Here is a 16,362-nt window from a genome sequence, read left to right as displayed (position 1 = left end):
TACTGAAGGGGGCCCAGGGCCGGAAGGCCTGTTACACCGGGTGAGAGCCCTCTCAGTCGAAACGGGCCGCCAGGAGGACGACGTCCTCGTCGCTGTCCGCCTCGTCGAGGCCGTCCGGCAGCACACCGCGCAGCACGTGGTCGGCGATCGCGCCGGGGTCGTCGCGCAGCGCTCTCGGGACGTTCGCCGCCGCCGCGTGCAGCCGGGCGAAGGCGCGGTCCATCGGGTCGCCGGTGCGGTGGAGCAGGCCGTCGGTGTAGATGAGCACGGTCTCGCCGGGGTCCGCGGTCAGCTCGACGCTCGGCGCCTCCCAGCAGGCGAGCATGCCGAGGGGCGCGGACAGGGAGGTCTCCACGAACTCGGTGCGCCGCGGGCCGATCACCAGGGGCGGGCTGTGTCCGGCACCGGCGAGCGTGAGCTTGCGCAGGGAGGGCTCGCAGTACGCGAACAGGGCGGTGGCGGAGCGCGCGGGTTCGGTCAGCCGCAGCAGCAGTTCGAGGTCGGAGAGCACGGCGACCGGGTCCTCGCCCTCCATGACGGCGTAGGCGCGCAGGGAGGCCCGCAGCCGCCCCATGGCGGCGACCGCGCTGGGTCCCGAGCCGGTGACGGAGCCGACCGCGAGGCCGAGCGCGGCGTCGGGCAGCGGCAGCGCGTCGTACCAGTCGCCGCCGCCGCGCGGGCCGGTGCGGTGCCGGGCGGCGAGCTGGACGCCGGAGACCCGGGGCAGCCGTGGGGGAAGCAGCTCCTCGGACATCGTCTTCACGCACGCACGGGCGCGTTCGAGTTCCAGCAGCCGGGCCAGGTGCTCGGTGGCGTAGCGGGCGTAGAGGCCGATGAGGTGCCGCTGGCGTTCCACCGGCTCGGCGGGCTCGTCGTAGAGCCATACGGCGGCACCGAGGCGGCCGGCCGCCTCGGTGGACAGCGGGAGCGCGTAACTCGCGGCGTAGCCGAGGCGGGCGGCGACCTCGCGGTGGCGCGGGTCGAGCCCGTCCTCCGAGAGGAGGTCCGGCTGGGTGATCTCGCCCTCGCCGCCCGGCAGTCCGTCGAGGATCTTCCCGTACGACATGGAGCTGCGCGGCACCGTCTCGATGTGGCCGAGATCGGCTCGGGCCAGGCCCAGGCCGATCGTGGTGTCGGGGCCCAGTCCGTCGCCGGGTTCCAGGACGACGAGACCGCGCCTGGCACCCACGAGGGCGGCTCCGGCGCGCAGCAGTTCCTGCAGCGCGTCGTCCAGTGTCGCCGTGCGGGCCACGCGCTCGGTGAGTTCGTGGAGCGTGGTGAGATCCGAGACCCAGCCCGCGAGGCGGTCCTGGAGCGCCGCTCCGGGGCCGGCCGGCGGGGCGGCCGAGGAGGCGCCCGCGGGAGCGGGCGTCGGCGCGACAGTGTGCGCGGGCGAAGGAACCGTAGAATCGATTCCGGCCACTTTAGGAAGGTGAGGGGCGGTCATGGCGTCCGGCTTTCCGACCGGTGCGTTTTGCTCAATAGCATCGCAAACCCCCATGTCGTTCTGCGCCGCTAGCGGTGTCTCCACATGTACACGTACTCGTGAGGGGATGTCCAGCATTGTCCTGCCGGGATTCCTGGTGTCCGTGCGACCGGTGGTAACCCTTGCGGGAAATCAAAATTGGCCTAAAACTGACTCGGGCAACGGCTTATTGAGGTCGACTGGCCTCGTTCGACGGAGCGTCACAGCGGTCGTGATGGGTACGTACTCGGTGAAGGCCAGGGGTGGTTGAGATCCGCCCGGAACCTGGCGACGGACCCGGGCGTCTTAACCACCGACGACCGTGCCCCATCCTCCCGTGGCGGAGGCGGCTAGGAATACGCGGGACGTAAAACGCCAGGCGCCGCCACCCCACGCCATGCCCATGCTGTGGATGTACGCGGTATGGGCGCGGACACAGCCACATGCTCGGCCCAGAGGGGTTCCCCTTGTCTCCAGCAGGGGTGTGATGCGCCAGCAGGTACGCACAGTGAAGTGATCGACACATGGTGTGATGTGATCCTCGGTGTTGCCAGGCGTGCAACGGAAAGGAACGAGCGCTCATGCGCGAGATCCTCGGAAGGCGACGCAGGCTCCTGTCCAGGCGAAACAACGGGAGGCCTGAGATGCTCAGCGCGGCCCTGACGTTCGCGGCCGCATGGCGGTGGCCCGTCCTCCCGGGTGTGGCGGCCGACCCGCAGGGGCGTGCCCGCTGCGGCTGCCCCGACCCGGAGTGCACGGTGCCGGGCGCCCATCCCTTCGACCCCGGCCTCCTCGCGGCCACCACGGACGAGCGCATGGTGCGCTGGTGGTGGACCAACCGCCCCTCGGCCTCCATCGTGCTGGCCACCGGCGGCGGCGCCCCGTGCGCGGTGAGCCTGCCCGCTGTCGCGGCGGCCCGCGCGCTCGACGCCCTCGACCGCACGGGCATGCGCCTCGGCCCGGTCGTCGCGTCCCCCTCCCGCTGGGCGATCCTCGTCGCCCCGTACTCCATGGAGCAGCTCGGCGAGCTGCTCTACGCCAAGGACTTCGTCCCCGGCTCCCTGCGCTTCCACGGCGACGGCGGCTACATCGCGCTGCCGCCGTCCGAGACGGGCCAGGGCCAGATCCGCTGGGAGCGCGCTCCTCTGCCCGGTTCGGCCGCCCCCTGGGTGCCCGACGTGGAGGCCGTGGTGGATGCCGTCGTCGAGGCACTCACTCGTACGGGTGTGAGCGCGCCCGAGTTGTAGGGGCGTCCGGCGCGCGGCGCGCCGCGCGCCCTCCCCCGCTCGTTATCGTCCGCCCATGCAGCGTCATTCCGGGGCGTACGGGGCCGAGGTGCCGCCGGGCGGCGGGCCGGACCCCCGAAGACTCCGCCTGGTGGCCCTGGCCGGAGTCGTGGCGTTCGTCCTCGCCCTGCCGCTGGCCGTGGCCTCGGCAGGTCCGGTGGGCGAGGCCGGCTCCCCGGCGGCCGGGCGCGCGGCGGCTCCCGCGGACGACCGGCCGCCCTCGCCCGGACCCCGGCGCTCTCCCCTGCGGCTCGGCCTCGGTCTCGCCACCGCCGCCCGGTGCGGCCCCGAACTCTCCTCGCCCGACGGTGTCGAGGCGCAGACCTGTGTCCTGACGCAGGGCGAGGAGACCTGGGCGCGCACCTACTACCGCAACGCGACCGGCGAGGCGCTGAGTTCCGCCCTGACGCTGATGGGCCCCGGCGGCCGCACGGTGCAGATGAACTGCGCCGTGGACGCGGAGGACGACCCGGGGGCGTGCGAGACACCCAGGGAACACGCTGCGGGGGATCCGGGGGCCTACTCGGCGGTAGCGGAATTCGCGCGGAGCGGCGACGGGCCGCTGCTGCTGCGCTCGGGAAGCAACTCGGTCCGCGGGCAAGCCGATTGGTAGTGTTCGGGATTCCGAACATGAAAAGACCCGGTTGCTGGCGACGGGGGATGCACCAGCAACCGGGCTACTCGAACGGTAACAAGAGATCGGCGGTTCGCAAATTCGATCTCGGCTATTCGGACACGGATTTACCTGTCACAACGGGGAGTTGTGACAGGAGTCACCCGTTTCCGAGGCCTTGACGAGCTGACTGGTCGGTCAGTTTCCCGTCCTGTGGGTTCGCTGTGGACTAGCTGAGTGTCACCTGGCGGTTGGTGAGACCCCCGCGTGCGCGGCGCTCGTCCGCCGTCAGCGGCGCGTCCGTGGCCAGAGCGGTGGCGAGGCGCTCGGCGAACTCGGCCGCCGGCTTCTCGATGTCGTCCGCCGTGACACCGCTCGGCAGGTCCCAGACCGGCACCGTGAGCCCGTGCGCCCGGAAGGAACCGACCAGCCGGGTGCCTTCCCCGAGGCTCGAACGGCCCTCGGCGTGCAGCCGCGCGAGAGCGTCCAGAAGCCGCTCCTCGGCGTGGGGCATGACCCAGCGCAGGTGGTTCTTGTCCGGCGTCTCGCACCAGTAGGCGGCGTCGACCCCGGACAGCTTCACCGTCGGGATGGCGGCGGCGTTGGCCCGCTCCAGCGAGGCGGTCACCTCGGGCGTCGCGTTCTCCGCGTCCGGGACCCAGAACTCGAAGCCGCTGTGCACAACTGGCTCGAAGGCGCCTTCGGAGTCGAGCAGGTCCTGGAGCCGGGGGCCGTCCGCCGGGGCGCGCCGCCCCTCGACCGGGGTGCCGGGCGGCGCTACGAGCGCGCGCTGGAGGGTGTCGGCCAGGTCGCGGCTGATGTCGCCCGACGGCGTGTCGTTCTGCAGGCCGAGCAGCACCGAGCCGTCCTCGCGGCGCAGCGCGGGCCATGCCATCGGCAGGACCGTGGCGAGGGTGACCGAGGGGACGCCCTCGGGCAGGCTCTCCTTGAGCGTCAGCCCGACCGTCGCGGCGGGCACCAGTTCGCGCAGCGCGACCCAGTCGCCCTCGCCGCGCAGGCCCTCGAACGGGCGGTGCACCAGCTCGGTTACCGCGTGTGCGGCGGTGCGGCCGTGGCAGGCCTTGTACCGGCGGCCGCTGCCGCAGGGGCAGGGCTCGCGGGCTCCGACGACCGGGATCTCGCCGCCGTCCGTCACCTGCGGCTGCTTGGCCTTCGTCTGGGGTCGCTTCTTGGCCATCGTGGGTGTCTCCCGATCACGGCTCGTCTCGTACTGGCGCGAGCCTAGCCGCTCGAACGAAGACGGACGGGATCCTGTGGACAACGCACCGCGTGGCCCGTGGCCCGGAGGTCCGTCCGCGCGCCCCGGTGCGGTCTGCCGGGGTCGTCCGGTCGGGCTCAGTCGAGGTCGTCGAAGGCGTCCACGAAGTCCAGATCGGGGATCCCGGGCACCCTCGGTGACGCGACGCGCGTAGCGAAGTCGTCGTGCCGGTGCGCCCTTTGCACATCGTCCTGGACGACCACCCACACGGTGACCTCGCCGTGGACGTCGTCCCGGACACCCCAGTCCTTGGCGAGCGCCGTGATGATGTTCAGCCCGCGGCCGCCGCGGGCCGTGACCGACGGGGTGGCGGGCACGGGGCGGGTCGGACCGCCGCCGTCCGTCACCTCGACCGTCAGCCGGCCCGCCGGGTCGATCCGCCAGGCCGCGCGCACGTCCCCGTCGCCCGCGAAGGCGTCGCCCAGGGGCCTGCCATGTCGGCACGCGTTGCTGAGCAGCTCGGAAAGGATCAGTACGGCATCGTCGACGACCGTTTCCGCCACACCCCCCGAACGCAGTTGATCGCGCATCCGGTGTCTTGCTTCCCCCACGCCCGCAGGGCCATGGGGTACGGCCATGCTCGACGACGTGGGCACCTCCTGTGCCACCACCAACGCCACCCCCGAGACCTCCTTCACCCCACGCCACGGTGTGAATGCCCCTTTGGACTGGACCGGAAACCGGCCAGTGGGCGTCTGCTGACGCACTCGTAACGATCGATTGCGGAACGAACGCGCCGGAGCACTCCTTGTGACCGGGTGGCTGATTCTCGGTGGTTTTCGATGGGCGATCGTGGTGTTTTCCGGGGGTCGCCGGCCTCGGGCCGGGCCAGGTCAGCGGCCCAGTTGACGGAGCACCGCGCGCGGGCGGTTGGTGATGATGGCGTCGATGCCCAGTTCAACGCAGAGATCGACGTCCTCGGGCTCGTTCACGGTCCAGACGTGCACCTGGTGACCGGCGCGTTTCAGCCGTTCGATGTACCCGGGGTGACTGCGGACGATCCGCATCGAGGGGCCCGCGATCCGGACACCGGCGGGCAGCCGTCCGTCCCGCAGCCGGGGGGAGACGAACTGGAGCAGATAGACCGTCGGCAAGGTCGGGGACGCGGCCCGGACGCGGTGCAGCGAGCGCGCCGAGAAGCTCATGACCCGTACCGCGGACTCGGCCGGGGAGGCGGGGGCGTCCAGGCCGAAACGCTTCAGCAACTGGAGCAGCCGCTCCTCGACCTGTCCGGCCCAGCGGGTCGGGTGCTTGGTCTCGATGGCCAGCTCCACGCGGCGGCCGGCGTCGGCGACGAGTTCGAGCAGGCGCTCCAGGGTCAGGACGGAGGTGTCCGTCAGACTCCCCGGGGCGTGTTCCCAGTCGGGCGACTCGTCGCGGTTCTTCCACGAGCCGAAGTCCAGTGCGGCGAGCTCGGCGAGTTCCAGGGCGGAGACCGCGCCGCGGCCGTTGGACGTCCGGTTCACGCGGCGGTCGTGGACACAGACGAGATGGCCGTCGGCGGTCAGCCGTACATCGCACTCGAGGGCGTCCGCACCGTCCTCGATCGCCTTCTTGTAAGCGGCCAGTGTGTGCTCGGGGGCCTCTTCGGAGGCTCCGCGGTGGGCGACGACCTGAATCGGGTGCTGTCGTGCGAGGGTCACCGCGTCATGGTGTCACCGTCGCCGGGCTCATGTGAGGTGACATATGTCGCACAACATCCGTTTAGTAATAAAAGTCCGTTATAAAGGATGGCCTCGGACGCACAGCCACCGCTTATGGTGCCCTGACGCCCTGTGGGAAAAGCTGACGGCGTACAAAAGCACATGCACAGCTGAATCGCGCCGGGCCATCGACAAGCGTGAGTGGGCGTGACCGAGTGCGACCGAGAACAACCGCCGTGGATCGAGGAGAAGAGCTGTGAGCACCGAGAACGAGGGCAACGCAGTACCCCCGGCCCCGTCCGCACCTCCCGTGCCGGTGGAAACTCCCGCTGCTTCCGCGCAGGGCGCCTCGCACCCGGGGGGCGCGCCGACCGCTCCGATCCCCGCGGTGCCCGGCACTCCCGGCGCACCGGAGCACGCGTCGGCGCCCGCGGGCATGCCGGCGTACGCGTCGAACGGCGCCGGACAGGGGGCCGACCCCTACGGACAGGCCCCGACCCAGGGCTCCGCCCCCGAAGCGGGCTGGCCGCCTCCGCCGCCCGCCACCCCCTCGTACGCCGACGGCGGCGGCTCGGGTGACGGCGGGTGGGGTTCCTCCTATCAGCAGCCCGCGCCGCAGCCGAAGAACAGGCGCGGCGGTCTGATCGCCGCCGTCCTGGTGGCCGCACTGGTCGCCGGCGGTGTCGGCGGCGGCATCGGCTACTCGCTGGCCAAGAACGACGACAACTCCACCGACTCGACGACCGTCTCCGCCCCGAGCGGCAGCGGCGAGGTCAAGCGCGCCTCGGGCACGGTCGCGAACGTCGCGGCCAACGCGCTGCCGAGCACCGTCACCATCGAGGCCCAGAGCAGCAACGGCGAGGGCGGCACCGGCACGGGCTTCGTCTTCGACAAGCAGGGCCACATCCTCACCAACAACCACGTGGTGGCGGACGCGGTCGACGGCGGCAAGCTCACCGCCACCTTCCCGAGCGGCAAGAAGTACGACGCCGAGGTGGTCGGTCACGCGCAGGGGTACGACGTCGCGGTCATCAAGCTGAAGAACGCGCCCTCGGACCTGAAGCCGCTCGTCCTCGGCGATTCCGACAAGGTGGCCGTCGGCGACTCCACGATCGCGATCGGCGCGCCCTTCGGGCTCTCCAACACCGTGACCACGGGCATCATCAGCGCCAAGAACCGCCCCGTCGCCTCCAGTGACGGCAGCGCCAGCAGCAAGTCCTCGTACATGAGCGCCCTGCAGACGGACGCCTCGATCAACCCGGGCAACTCCGGCGGTCCCCTGCTCGACGCCTCGGGTGCGGTGATCGGCATCAACTCGGCGATCCAGTCGTCGAGCAGCGGCGGCCTCGGCGGCTCCGGTCAGTCCGGTTCCATCGGCCTGGGCTTCGCGATCCCGATCAACCAGGCCAAGCACGTGGCCCAGCAGCTCATCCAGACCGGCAAGCCGGTGTACGCGAAGATCGGCGCGTCGGTCTCCCTGGAGGAGGGCACCGGCGGCGCGAAGATCACCGAGCAGGGCGCGAGCGGCACCTCGGCGGTCGAGTCCGGCGGTCCGGCCGCCAAGGCGGGCCTCAAGCCCGGCGATGTCATCACCAAGCTCGACGGCTTGGTGATCGACAGCGGCCCGACCCTGATCGGCGCGATCTGGACCCACAAGCCGGGCGACACCGTCAAGCTCACCTACACGCGCGACGGAAAGACCCACACGGTCGACGTCACCCTCGGTTCCCGAGAGGGCGACAGCTGATCGTTCGATCCCGCGCGCGAGGGGTGTCTCCCAGGGGAGGCACCCCTTCCGCGTTGTCAGACGCGCGGCTTCTTCGCGGACGACGACCCCTTCTTGCCGCCCGCGCGCTCGGGGGGTGCGGGCGGGCAGGGGCGCTGCCGGTGGCGGGACGTGCTCTGGCGGGGCGGCCGGGTCAGCGTGATCTGACGGATTAACTGCTGGAAGCAGGTCAACGACGCGAGGGCGGGGACGACGGCGGTGGCCACACCGGTGATCGTCTGGTGGGCGTCGGCCACGCAGAACATCATGGCGACCGACGAGAACAGCAGAACCACGTACCAGGAGTGCACGGCACGGCGCTGGTGCAGGGCGGCTCGCAGGATGGAGAGTGAGGCCACCATCCAGGGGCCGTAGATCAGCAGAGGCCACCAAGGCCCCGTGCCGCTCTGCGCGTTGGAGGCGATGCGCTGCAGCGGCGAGTAGGCCACCATGCCGCTGAAGACGCTCACCATCGACACGGTGGCGGCGGCGACCGCGGCGAGCACGAAACTGACGGTCTGCAGCCAGTTGCGGTGATTGCGGACCCGTACCTTGCGGTGCCCGGCCGAGGAGCGCCGGATGGGCGGCAACTCGGCGGTGATCTGCACCAGGTTGTCCATCGGGTCGCCGGTGAACTCGTCCGTGTAGGCCGGCTCGCCGCGCGGGGGCGGCACGGTGACTTCCTGGTCCGCCGCCGCGGCGTCCTGCAGGAGGTAGGTGAGTTCCTCGACCGGGTCCCAGCCCTGTTCGTTGAAGGGGGTCACGGGATCGCCGTACGGGCCGTTCTCCGTCCCGGAGGGATATCCGGGATTCTGGCCGTACCGGGCGAACGAGAGGTTCGGGTAGTCGTCATTCACCGGACTTCGCCCCGGTCACGTGAGCGCTGTGACGGCCGACGGCCGTGCGTGGCGGCCGTGGACGACGGGCCGCGGACGGGGCCGACGCCGCGGGGGCCGGGGCCGGCCGCTCTGCCGTCGCCCCGGAGACGGTCGGAGCGAGAGATCTTGCTTTCGCCATGTTCCGCTAACGCGGCTCCCCTGCCTCCAGGTGTGCGGCAATCGAGTGAGGGGGCGGCGGCGGAAGTATTCACCAAAGCGGCTTTTCGTGTACGGCGGCGGGGCCGTCCGGCGCGTCGCCCGGCGGCCCCCGCCGGCGCCCGGCCGGTGACTCCCGCGAGCCGGATCGGCGCTGGTGGATCCGGTGTGGACCATGCCCCCGCGACACGCTCGGAGCCGGGTACTCTGTACCCGCTCCACCCGCCTGGGCGGGAGCGGGGTGGGTTGCCCGAGCGGCCTAAGGGAACGGTCTTGAAAACCGTCGTGGCGCGAGTCACCGTGGGTTCAAATCCCACACCCACCGCAGGTGAAAGGCCCCTGACCGGGAGAAACGGTCGGGGGCCTTCGTCGTGCCCGTCCATCGCGGGCCGGGCACGTTCACCCGGTGCGGGCTCTCCCCCGCCTCACTGCCGCCGAGGAGAGGGGGCGGTCATCCGGGCCGCCGAGGCGATCGTGGAGCGGGCCTCTCGTTCGGTCAGGCCCGTGCGGACGGCGGCCTGGACGAGCGGGGCGGTGAGCTGGGGGCCGAAGCCGTTCTCGTAGGCGCGGCAGGCGGCCCAGAAGAGACGGGTGTTCCGCTGGCCCTCGTGGGCGGCGAGGACGAACTGGACCAGCCCCTGGCCCTGGCGTTCGTTGGCGGAGTCTGTGGAGTGCGCGGAGTCGGCGGAGTGGCGGTCGGGGGCCGGAGGCGTGGGCGGGGGCAGGAGCAGACGCAGGAGCTCGGGCGGGCAGGGCGCGGGTGCGAGCCCGGAGGTGCCGGGAGCCGTCCCGTACACGCCCTGTTCGGTGCGTGAGCCGGGGCCGACGAGGTAGCCGCCGGCGCCGCGGATGTCGATGCCGGGGGCGAGCCGGCTCGCCGAGTTGGGGACGACGACGTCCGGCGGTCCGCTCAGCCACAGATGGCGGCCGCCGCTGGGGGTCACGACGACGACCGTGTCCGGGATCGTGAAGAGATGGCGCAGGGCCAGTTCGCGCAGGGCGGTCGAGGAGTCGGTGTCGGACTTGGTGTCGAGGTCGACGCCGATGAGGTGGTGCGGATGCAGCCCGCAGGCGATGCCGTAGCCGGTGGCCCAGGGGGCGGCGGCGAAGAGTTCGCGGATGCGCCGGGGCTCGGTCGAGGCGTCGTACACGCCGTGCCCGAAACGGCCGCATTCGCCGTGGCACGGTCGGGGGTCGGGGTCGTCGCGGTGGGGGGAGCGCAGGGCCGGGAGCTTCGTACGGGACAGCGGGATCACCCCGAGTCCGCGCTCGGCTGCGGACAGGGCGTGAGCCAGGGCCAGAGTGGTGGCCCGCCGGTCGATAGTGGCCATGGATCCATAATCGTACGAGTGTTCGAGAAAGGGAAGGGCTCTCCCGGGTCGCGCGGGAGCCGGTCGGGTGAGAGACGGGAACGGCCGGAAAGGTGCCGGAACGCTTCAGCCGTTGCGGGGCCCGGACCTCACGACCGACAGGGGCCTGAGCAGGGATTTCGTCTGCGGGAAGGTGGTTTATCGACAAGTCCTCACGCTTGAGTGGGAATTGCGGCTTCCGGTGTGGTTCACCCGGGATGACCTGGGCAACTCTGGACTCGCGACGTCGTGGACAGCGCCGAGGCGGCCGGCCGGCCGCCCTGGAACAAGCCGTAATTCCCGTACGCCCCGGCTCGACGCCGGTGCGTGCAACCGCTTCTGGAGGAACTCGCATGGCAAGCATCCGTACCGCTCGCGTTCTCGCCGCCGCCGCGGCCCTGCCGCTGGCCGCCGCCCTGTTCACCGGGGTCGCCGCGGCCGACAACGGCGCCATCGCGGACACCGGATCGAGCGCGGGAGTGGCGACCGCCGGCGGCGGAGTCGGAGGCGACAACAGCGGCAACTCCTCCGCCACCCAACAACAGGCGGTCGGCGCCGGATCCTCGAATCAGAGCAATACGGCCCAGGTGAACGGCTCCGCGCCCACGGCCCTCAACCAGGGCAACTCGAACGTCCTCGTCATCTTCGCCGGGTTCTGACGGGCGGGGCCGACGGACTTCCGTCGGCCGGGGGGCTTCTTCGTGGGGCGGGCTCCGGGGCGGGGGATGGTGCGCCGGGGTGAGGCGGGGTGGGGTGGGACGGGGGGATGCTCAAGGTCCGCGCGACGGTGCTTCGGCGCCGTCGCGCGGACGTGTCCCGGGGGCCGGCTCCACGACCTTGACAGGCAACGGTATCTGACGGACAGTCAGAAAACCTTGTTCGTACGAGGTCCGGGAGGGCCGCCGCCGTGCACCTCGCCCCCACCGAGCGCCAGCAGCGGCTGCGCGCCGAACTCCGCACGTACTTCCGGGATCTGATGCCGGACGGACCACCGCCCGCCGACGACCCCGCCCGGCAGCGGGCGCTGCTGCGCCGCATCGGAGCCGACGGTCTGCTCGGGCTCGGCTGGCCGGTCGCGTACGGCGGGCAGGGGCGCGGAGCGGACGAGCAGTTCGTCTTCTTCGACGAGGCCCACCGGGCCGGCGCACCCGTCTCGATGGTCACGCTGAACACCGTCGGACCGACTCTCATGAAGTACGGCAGCGAGGAGCAGAGGGAGTTCTTCCTGCCGCGCATCCTGAAGGGCGAGCTCGTCTTCGCCATCGGGTACTCGGAACCGTCGGCCGGCACGGACCTCGCCTCGCTGCGCACCCGCGCCGTCCGCGAGACGGGGGAGAACGGTGCCGGGGGAGGGTTCTGGCGGATCGACGGGCAGAAGATCTTCACGTCCAACGCCCAGAACGCCGACTGGATCTGGCTCGCCTGCCGGACCGACCCGGACGCGCCCAGGCACCGCGGCATCTCGATCCTGCTCGTCCCCACCGACGTCCCCGGCTTCTCGTGGACACCGATCGAGACCGTGGGCGGCCAGACCACCACGGCGACCTACTACGACGGGATCCGCGTCCCGGCCGGGAACCTCGTCGGCGAGGAGAACGGCGGCTGGGGACTCATCACCAGCCAGCTCAACCACGAGCGGGTCGCGCTCGCCGCGATCGGCATGCAGGCCGAGGACTTCTACGCGGCCGCGCTGGAGGCGGTTCGCACCCCTGATCCGGTGACCGGGCGGCGCGCGGCGGACGAGCCGTGGGTGCGTTCGCAGCTCGCCGAGGTGCATGCCCGGCTGGCGGCGTCCCGCCTGCTCAACTGGCGTCTGGTGGGGGACGTGGGGGCGGGCGGGCCGGCACCCGGGGACGCGAGCGGCGTGAAGGTCATGGGGACCGAATCCGCGGTCGCGGTGTACCGGATGTGCCAGCACGTCGTGGGACCGGAAGCCCTGGTCCGCTCCGGCTCCGCCGGGGCGTTCGGCGGCGGCGCACTGGAGCGGATGAACAGGGCGGCCCAGATCAACACGTTCGGGGGCGGGGTGAGCGAGGTGCAACGGGAGATCGTCGCGACGATGCGGCTCGGCATGCGGCGGGGGCGGCGGTGAGCGGCCGGGGCGCGCCCGGAGAGGGCCCGGCGGCGGAACATGGCGTCGTGCCCGACGGCGTGGCGCGGGAGGAGACCGGGCGGGACGAAGCCGGGCCCGGGGGCGGTGTGTCCGACGGGGACGAGCTGTCGGCTCGTCTGAAGGAGTACCAGGGGCGTGCGGCCACCGCCGGGGGCGTCGGCAGGGACCCGGTCAACGCGCCGATGATCCGGCACTGGTGCGAGGCCATGGGCGACACCAACCCGGCCTACACGGGGCCGGACGCGGTGGCCCCGCCCACCATGCTCCAGGCGTGGACGATGAGCGGACTCTCCGGTCACGCGGGCCGGCCCGGCCGCTCCGAGACCTACGACGAGCTGTTCGCCCTGCTCGACGAGGCCGGATACACCTCGATCGTCGCCACCGACTGCGAACAGGAGTATCTGCGGCCGCTGCGCCCCGGCGACGAGATCACCTTCGACTCGATGATCGAGTCGGTGTCCGGACGCAAGACGACCAAGCTCGGCACGGGGTACTTCGTCACCACGCGGATGGACATCCGGGCGGGCGGCGAACTCGCCGGGACGCACAGATTCCGCATCCTCAAGTACGCCCCGGCGCGCCGGAGCCCGAGAGGCACGGACGCGCCTCCGGTCCCAGCCGTCACCGCGGAGCCGGGGAGCGGGCGTCCGCGTCCGGTGGTCAACCGGGACAACGCCGGGTTCTGGGAGGGCGTCGGACGGCATCGGCTCCTCATCCAGCGCTGCACGGCGTGCGGGACGCTGCGCTTCCCGTGGCTCCCCGGGTGCGGGGCGTGCGGCGGCCCGGACTGGGACACGGTCGAGTCGAGCGGCGAGGGGACCGTGTACTCGTACGTCGTCATGCATCATCCGCCGTTCCCGGCCTTCGACCCTCCCTACGCCGTCGCCCTGGTCGAGCTCGCCGAGGGCGTGCGGATCGTGAGCAACGTGGTGGGGGTGCCGTACGACGCGGTGCGGATCGGGATGCCCGTGCGGCTCGAATTCCGGCGCTACGACGCGGACGTGGAGCTGCCCGTCTTCCGGGCGGCTGTCGCCGCCGCCGTCGGCGGCCCGGGCGAGGGGAGCTGACATGGACTTCACGCCCACCGAGGAGCAGGCCGCCGCCGTGGACCTGGCCGCGCGGATCCTCGGCGACCACTCCACCCACGAACGCCTCACCGCGGCCGGTACGGGCAGCGACGCCGGACTGTGGAAGGAACTGTGCGCCGCCGGACTCGTGGGGGCGGTCGCGGACACCGGGCTCCTCGGGCTCGTCCTGCTGCTGGAGGAGCAGGGGCGGGTCACGGCGCAGGTGCCGTTCGCCGCGAGCTGTGTGTACGGACTGCTCGCGGTGACGGCACACGGGTCGCCGGAGCAGCGCGAGCGGCTGCTGCCGGGGATCGCCGACGGGACGGTGGTGGTGACCGGCGCGATATCGGGCGCGGAAACCCTGTCGGCCTCCGCGCCCCTCTCCGGCTCTCCCTCTCCCTCCGGCTCCGGCTCCGGCTCCGGGAGGCTGACCGGGGTCCTTCCCGCCGTGCCGTGGCTGCGCGACGCCACCCATGTGCTCGTCGCCGACGACCGCCGCCGGCTCTGGCTGGTCCGCACCGCGGAGGCGGCGGCGAGTGAGCCGGTCGAGCTGACCGCGCCCTGGTCGGCGGGGCGGCTGACGCTGGACGGGACGCCGGGGGAGGCGCTGGGCGCCGCGGACGCGTACGAGGACCTCCTGGCGACGGCCCGTACCGCCTTCGCCGGTCTCCAGGCCGGGGTGTGCGCGGGTTCGCTGGCGCGGGCGGTCGAGCACACGAACGCGCGCGAGCAGTTCGGGCAGCCGCTCGCGGCCCGGCAGGGGGTCCAACTGCGGGCCGCCGACGCGTACATGGACACGGAGGCGATACGGGTGACGGCGTACGAGGCCGCGTGGCGGCGCGACGAGGGGCTGCCGTACGCGACGCACGCTCTCACGGCCGCTTGGTGGGCGTCCGAGGCCGGCCGGCGGGTGGTGCACACGGGCCAGCATCTGCACGGCGGGGCGGGCGCCGACCTCGGGCACCCCGTGCACCGGCACTTCCTGTGGGGCAGGCAACTGGACGCGTATCTGGGCTGCGGAGGCGAACTGCTCCAGGAGCTGGGGGAGTTGATCGCGAACGGGAAGGTGGAGACATGAGGGTGGGCGACGTGCTGCCGCCATTGGAGATCGAGATCACCCGCACGCTGATCGTGGCCGGGGCGATCGCCTCACGGGACTACCAGGACGTCCATCACGACGCGGACCTGGCGCGGGCGAAGGGATCGCCGGACATCTTCATGAACATCCTGACGACCAACGGCCTGGTCGGACGCTATGTGACCGACCACTTCGGTCCGGCCGCCGTGCTGCGCGGGGTGGCGATCCGGCTGGGCGCCCCCAACCACCCAGGAGACACGATGGTCTTGACGGGCTCCGTCGAGGAGGTCGAGGGCGACACGGCGACGGTCAGGATCCTCGGCGCCAACGGCATCGGCCGGCACGTCATGGGCACGGTGACGGTGACGGTCCCGGCGGGCGGTGCGGCATGAGTGTGCGCGGGCGGGACGGCCTCGGCGGGCGGGCGGCGATCGTCGGCATCGGGGCCACCGAGTTCTCCAAGGATTCGGGGCGCAGTGAGCTGAGGCTGGCGGTCGAGGCGGTGCGGGCCGCGCTCGACGACGCGGGCCTGACGCCGGGGGACGTGGACGGTCTGGTGACGTTCACGATGGACACCAGCCCGGAGATCACCGTCGCGCAGGCCGCCGGGATCGGAGAGCTGTCGTTCTTCTCGCGCGTCCACTACGGCGGCGGCGCCGCGTGCGCGACCGTCCAGCAGGCGGCGCTCGCGGTCGCCACCGGCGTGGCCGACGTCGTGGTCTGCTACCGGGCGTTCAACGAGCGGTCGGGGCGCAGATTCGGCTCGGGAGTGCAGCGGCGGGAGCCGTCGGCGGAGGGCGCGGCGCTCGGCTGGGCCCTGCCGTTCGGGCTGCTCACCCCGGCCTCCTGGGTGGCGATGGCGGCCCAGCGGTATCTGCACTCGTACGGGCTGACCCCCGAGGCGTTCGGCCATGTCGCGGTGGTGGACCGGAAGTACGCGGCGACGAACCCGGCCGCGTACTTCCACGGCAGGCCGATCACTCTGGCGGAACACGCGGCCTCGCGGTGGATCGTGGAGCCGCTGCGGCTGCTGGACTGCTGCCAGGAGACCGACGGAGGCCAGGCGCTGGTGGTCACCTCCGTGGAGCGGGCCCGCGATCTGCCGCGCCCGTCGGCCGTGGTCACCGCCGCCGCCCAGGGCGCGGGGCGGGCGCAGGAGCAGATGACCAGCTTCTACCGTGACGAGCTGACCGGGCTTCCGGAGATGGGCGTGGTGGCCCGGCAACTGTGGCGCACCGCGGGGATGAGCCCGGCGGACATCGACGTGGGCATCCTGTACGACCACTTCACGCCGTTCGTCCTGATGCAGCTCGAGGAGTTCGGCTTCTGCAAGCCGGGGGAGGCCACGGACTTCGTCGCCGAGGAGAGGCTGCCGCTGAACACGCACGGGGGGCAGCTCGGGGAGGCCTATCTGCACGGGATGAACGGGATAGCGGAGGGCGTACGGCAGCTACGGGGCACCTCCGTGAACCAGATACCCGGCGCCGGCCGCGTGCTGGTGACCGCGGGAACCGGGGTCCCGACATCCGGCCTGATCCTCGGGGCCGACGCCTGAGAGCACCGCCACGACGACGCACCCCCAGCCGGGTACGCACGCGAGGGGCCGTGCCGGTACATCGATGCCCGTCGCCACCGACGCCCACGCCTCACCCGACGGCGACGGGCTGATG

The 16,362-nt window shown here is 72.1% G+C and carries 15 protein-coding genes and 1 tRNA gene; 10 read left to right on the top strand and 6 right to left on the bottom strand.

Annotated features, from left to right (window positions below):
• Positions 1 to 52: 52 nt before the first annotated feature.
• The gene (locus tag ACWEBX_RS24875; RefSeq protein ID WP_451887034.1) at positions 53 to 1,564 is read right to left on the bottom strand and encodes a PP2C family protein-serine/threonine phosphatase; all 1,512 of its coding nucleotides are present in this window, start codon (positions 1,562 to 1,564) and stop codon (positions 53 to 55) included.
• A gap of 482 nt (positions 1,565 to 2,046) precedes the next feature.
• Between ACWEBX_RS24875 and ACWEBX_RS24870 the strand changes: the two genes are divergently transcribed.
• Together ACWEBX_RS24870 and ACWEBX_RS24865 are read left to right on the top strand one after the other, a co-directional pair.
• Positions 2,047 to 2,712, top strand: a complete 666-nt coding sequence (locus ACWEBX_RS24870; protein ID WP_451887033.1) for a bifunctional DNA primase/polymerase — start codon at positions 2,047 to 2,049, stop codon at positions 2,710 to 2,712.
• 55 nt (positions 2,713 to 2,767) lie between these two features.
• Positions 2,768 to 3,364 carry a hypothetical protein gene (locus ACWEBX_RS24865; RefSeq protein WP_451887032.1) on the top strand — a complete coding sequence of 199 codons (597 nt, stop codon included), beginning with the start codon at positions 2,768 to 2,770 and terminating at the stop codon, positions 3,362 to 3,364.
• Between the two features lie 229 nt (positions 3,365 to 3,593).
• Here the strand turns inward: ACWEBX_RS24865 and ACWEBX_RS24860 are convergent, their stop codons facing one another.
• The 3 genes from ACWEBX_RS24860 to ACWEBX_RS24850 form a co-directional block, all read right to left on the bottom strand.
• Complete coding sequence (locus tag ACWEBX_RS24860) at positions 3,594 to 4,562, bottom strand: DUF5926 family protein (RefSeq protein ID WP_451887031.1); 969 nt, start codon at positions 4,560 to 4,562, stop codon at positions 3,594 to 3,596.
• Between the two features lie 158 nt (positions 4,563 to 4,720).
• Positions 4,721 to 5,350 carry an ATP-binding protein gene (locus ACWEBX_RS24855; protein WP_451887030.1) on the bottom strand — a complete coding sequence of 210 codons (630 nt, stop codon included), beginning with the start codon at positions 5,348 to 5,350 and terminating at the stop codon, positions 4,721 to 4,723.
• Positions 5,351 to 5,476: 126 nt separating this feature from the next.
• The gene (locus ACWEBX_RS24850) at positions 5,477 to 6,286 is read right to left on the bottom strand and encodes a glycerophosphodiester phosphodiesterase (RefSeq protein ID WP_451887029.1); all 810 of its coding nucleotides are present in this window, start codon (positions 6,284 to 6,286) and stop codon (positions 5,477 to 5,479) included.
• A 256-nt stretch (positions 6,287 to 6,542) separates the two neighbouring features.
• Between ACWEBX_RS24850 and ACWEBX_RS24845 the strand changes: the two genes are divergently transcribed.
• On the top strand, positions 6,543 to 8,033 hold the full coding sequence (locus ACWEBX_RS24845) for a S1C family serine protease (protein WP_451887028.1): 1,491 nt from the start codon (positions 6,543 to 6,545) through the stop codon (positions 8,031 to 8,033).
• A gap of 56 nt (positions 8,034 to 8,089) precedes the next feature.
• On the opposite strand, the gene ACWEBX_RS24840 is transcribed toward ACWEBX_RS24845, so the two are convergent.
• Positions 8,090 to 8,908 carry a DUF2637 domain-containing protein gene (locus ACWEBX_RS24840; RefSeq protein WP_451887027.1) on the bottom strand — a complete coding sequence of 273 codons (819 nt, stop codon included), beginning with the start codon at positions 8,906 to 8,908 and terminating at the stop codon, positions 8,090 to 8,092.
• Positions 8,909 to 9,325: 417 nt separating this feature from the next.
• Between ACWEBX_RS24840 and ACWEBX_RS24835 the strand changes: the two genes are divergently transcribed.
• A tRNA-Ser gene (locus ACWEBX_RS24835) sits at positions 9,326 to 9,410 on the top strand.
• Positions 9,411 to 9,510: 100 nt separating this feature from the next.
• On the opposite strand, the gene ACWEBX_RS24830 is transcribed toward ACWEBX_RS24835, so the two are convergent.
• On the bottom strand, positions 9,511 to 10,416 hold the full coding sequence (locus tag ACWEBX_RS24830; protein WP_451887026.1) for a bifunctional DNA primase/polymerase: 906 nt from the start codon (positions 10,414 to 10,416) through the stop codon (positions 9,511 to 9,513).
• Between the two features lie 371 nt (positions 10,417 to 10,787).
• On the opposite strand from ACWEBX_RS24830, the gene ACWEBX_RS24825 reads away from it, so the two are divergent.
• The 6 genes from ACWEBX_RS24825 to ACWEBX_RS24800 all read left to right on the top strand — a co-directional run bounded on the left by ACWEBX_RS24825 (position 10,788) and on the right by ACWEBX_RS24800 (position 16,247).
• A complete protein-coding gene (locus ACWEBX_RS24825) occupies positions 10,788 to 11,093 on the top strand; it encodes a hypothetical protein (RefSeq protein ID WP_451887025.1) in 306 nt (101 codons plus the stop codon).
• A gap of 248 nt (positions 11,094 to 11,341) precedes the next feature.
• Positions 11,342 to 12,526: an acyl-CoA dehydrogenase family protein gene (locus ACWEBX_RS24820; protein ID WP_451887024.1), complete on the top strand. Its 1,185-nt coding sequence runs from the start codon at positions 11,342 to 11,344 to the stop codon at positions 12,524 to 12,526.
• Positions 12,527 to 12,633: 107 nt separating this feature from the next.
• The gene (locus tag ACWEBX_RS24815; RefSeq protein WP_451887050.1) at positions 12,634 to 13,614 is read left to right on the top strand and encodes a bifunctional MaoC family dehydratase N-terminal/OB-fold nucleic acid binding domain-containing protein; all 981 of its coding nucleotides are present in this window, start codon (positions 12,634 to 12,636) and stop codon (positions 13,612 to 13,614) included.
• A gap of 1 nt (position 13,615) precedes the next feature.
• Positions 13,616 to 14,692 carry an acyl-CoA dehydrogenase family protein gene (locus ACWEBX_RS24810; RefSeq protein ID WP_451887023.1) on the top strand — a complete coding sequence of 359 codons (1,077 nt, stop codon included), beginning with the start codon at positions 13,616 to 13,618 and terminating at the stop codon, positions 14,690 to 14,692.
• Positions 14,689 to 15,084, top strand: coding sequence for a MaoC family dehydratase (locus ACWEBX_RS24805; protein WP_355768796.1), 396 nt, complete (start codon positions 14,689 to 14,691; stop codon positions 15,082 to 15,084). Before ACWEBX_RS24810 ends, ACWEBX_RS24805 begins: the two co-directional genes overlap by 4 nt.
• Positions 15,081 to 16,247, top strand: coding sequence for a lipid-transfer protein (locus ACWEBX_RS24800; protein ID WP_451887022.1), 1,167 nt, complete (start codon positions 15,081 to 15,083; stop codon positions 16,245 to 16,247). Before ACWEBX_RS24805 ends, ACWEBX_RS24800 begins: the two co-directional genes overlap by 4 nt.
• Positions 16,248 to 16,362: the final 115 nt, after the last annotated feature.

The organism is Streptomyces sp. NPDC005070 (assembly GCF_053600395.1).
This window is presented reverse-complemented; position numbering and strand designations above follow the sequence as displayed.

Excerpts from the sequence above, each read along its gene's own strand:
- ACWEBX_RS24800 (WP_451887022.1), top strand. The coding sequence starts at position 15,081 with ATGAGTGTGCGCGGGCGGGACGGCCTCGGCGGGCGGGCGGCGATCGTC.
- ACWEBX_RS24805 (WP_355768796.1), top strand. The coding sequence starts at position 14,689 with ATGAGGGTGGGCGACGTGCTGCCGCCATTGGAGATCGAGATCACCCGC.
- ACWEBX_RS24810 (WP_451887023.1), top strand. The coding sequence starts at position 13,616 with ATGGACTTCACGCCCACCGAGGAGCAGGCCGCCGCCGTGGACCTGGCC.
- ACWEBX_RS24830 (WP_451887026.1), bottom strand. The coding sequence starts at position 10,416 with ATGGCCACTATCGACCGGCGGGCCACCACTCTGGCCCTGGCTCACGCC.
- ACWEBX_RS24825 (WP_451887025.1), top strand. The coding sequence starts at position 10,788 with ATGGCAAGCATCCGTACCGCTCGCGTTCTCGCCGCCGCCGCGGCCCTG.
- ACWEBX_RS24865 (WP_451887032.1), top strand. The coding sequence starts at position 2,768 with ATGCAGCGTCATTCCGGGGCGTACGGGGCCGAGGTGCCGCCGGGCGGC.
- ACWEBX_RS24870 (WP_451887033.1), top strand. The coding sequence starts at position 2,047 with ATGCGCGAGATCCTCGGAAGGCGACGCAGGCTCCTGTCCAGGCGAAAC.
- ACWEBX_RS24860 (WP_451887031.1), bottom strand. The coding sequence starts at position 4,562 with ATGGCCAAGAAGCGACCCCAGACGAAGGCCAAGCAGCCGCAGGTGACG.
- ACWEBX_RS24875 (WP_451887034.1), bottom strand. The coding sequence starts at position 1,564 with ATGCTGGACATCCCCTCACGAGTACGTGTACATGTGGAGACACCGCTA.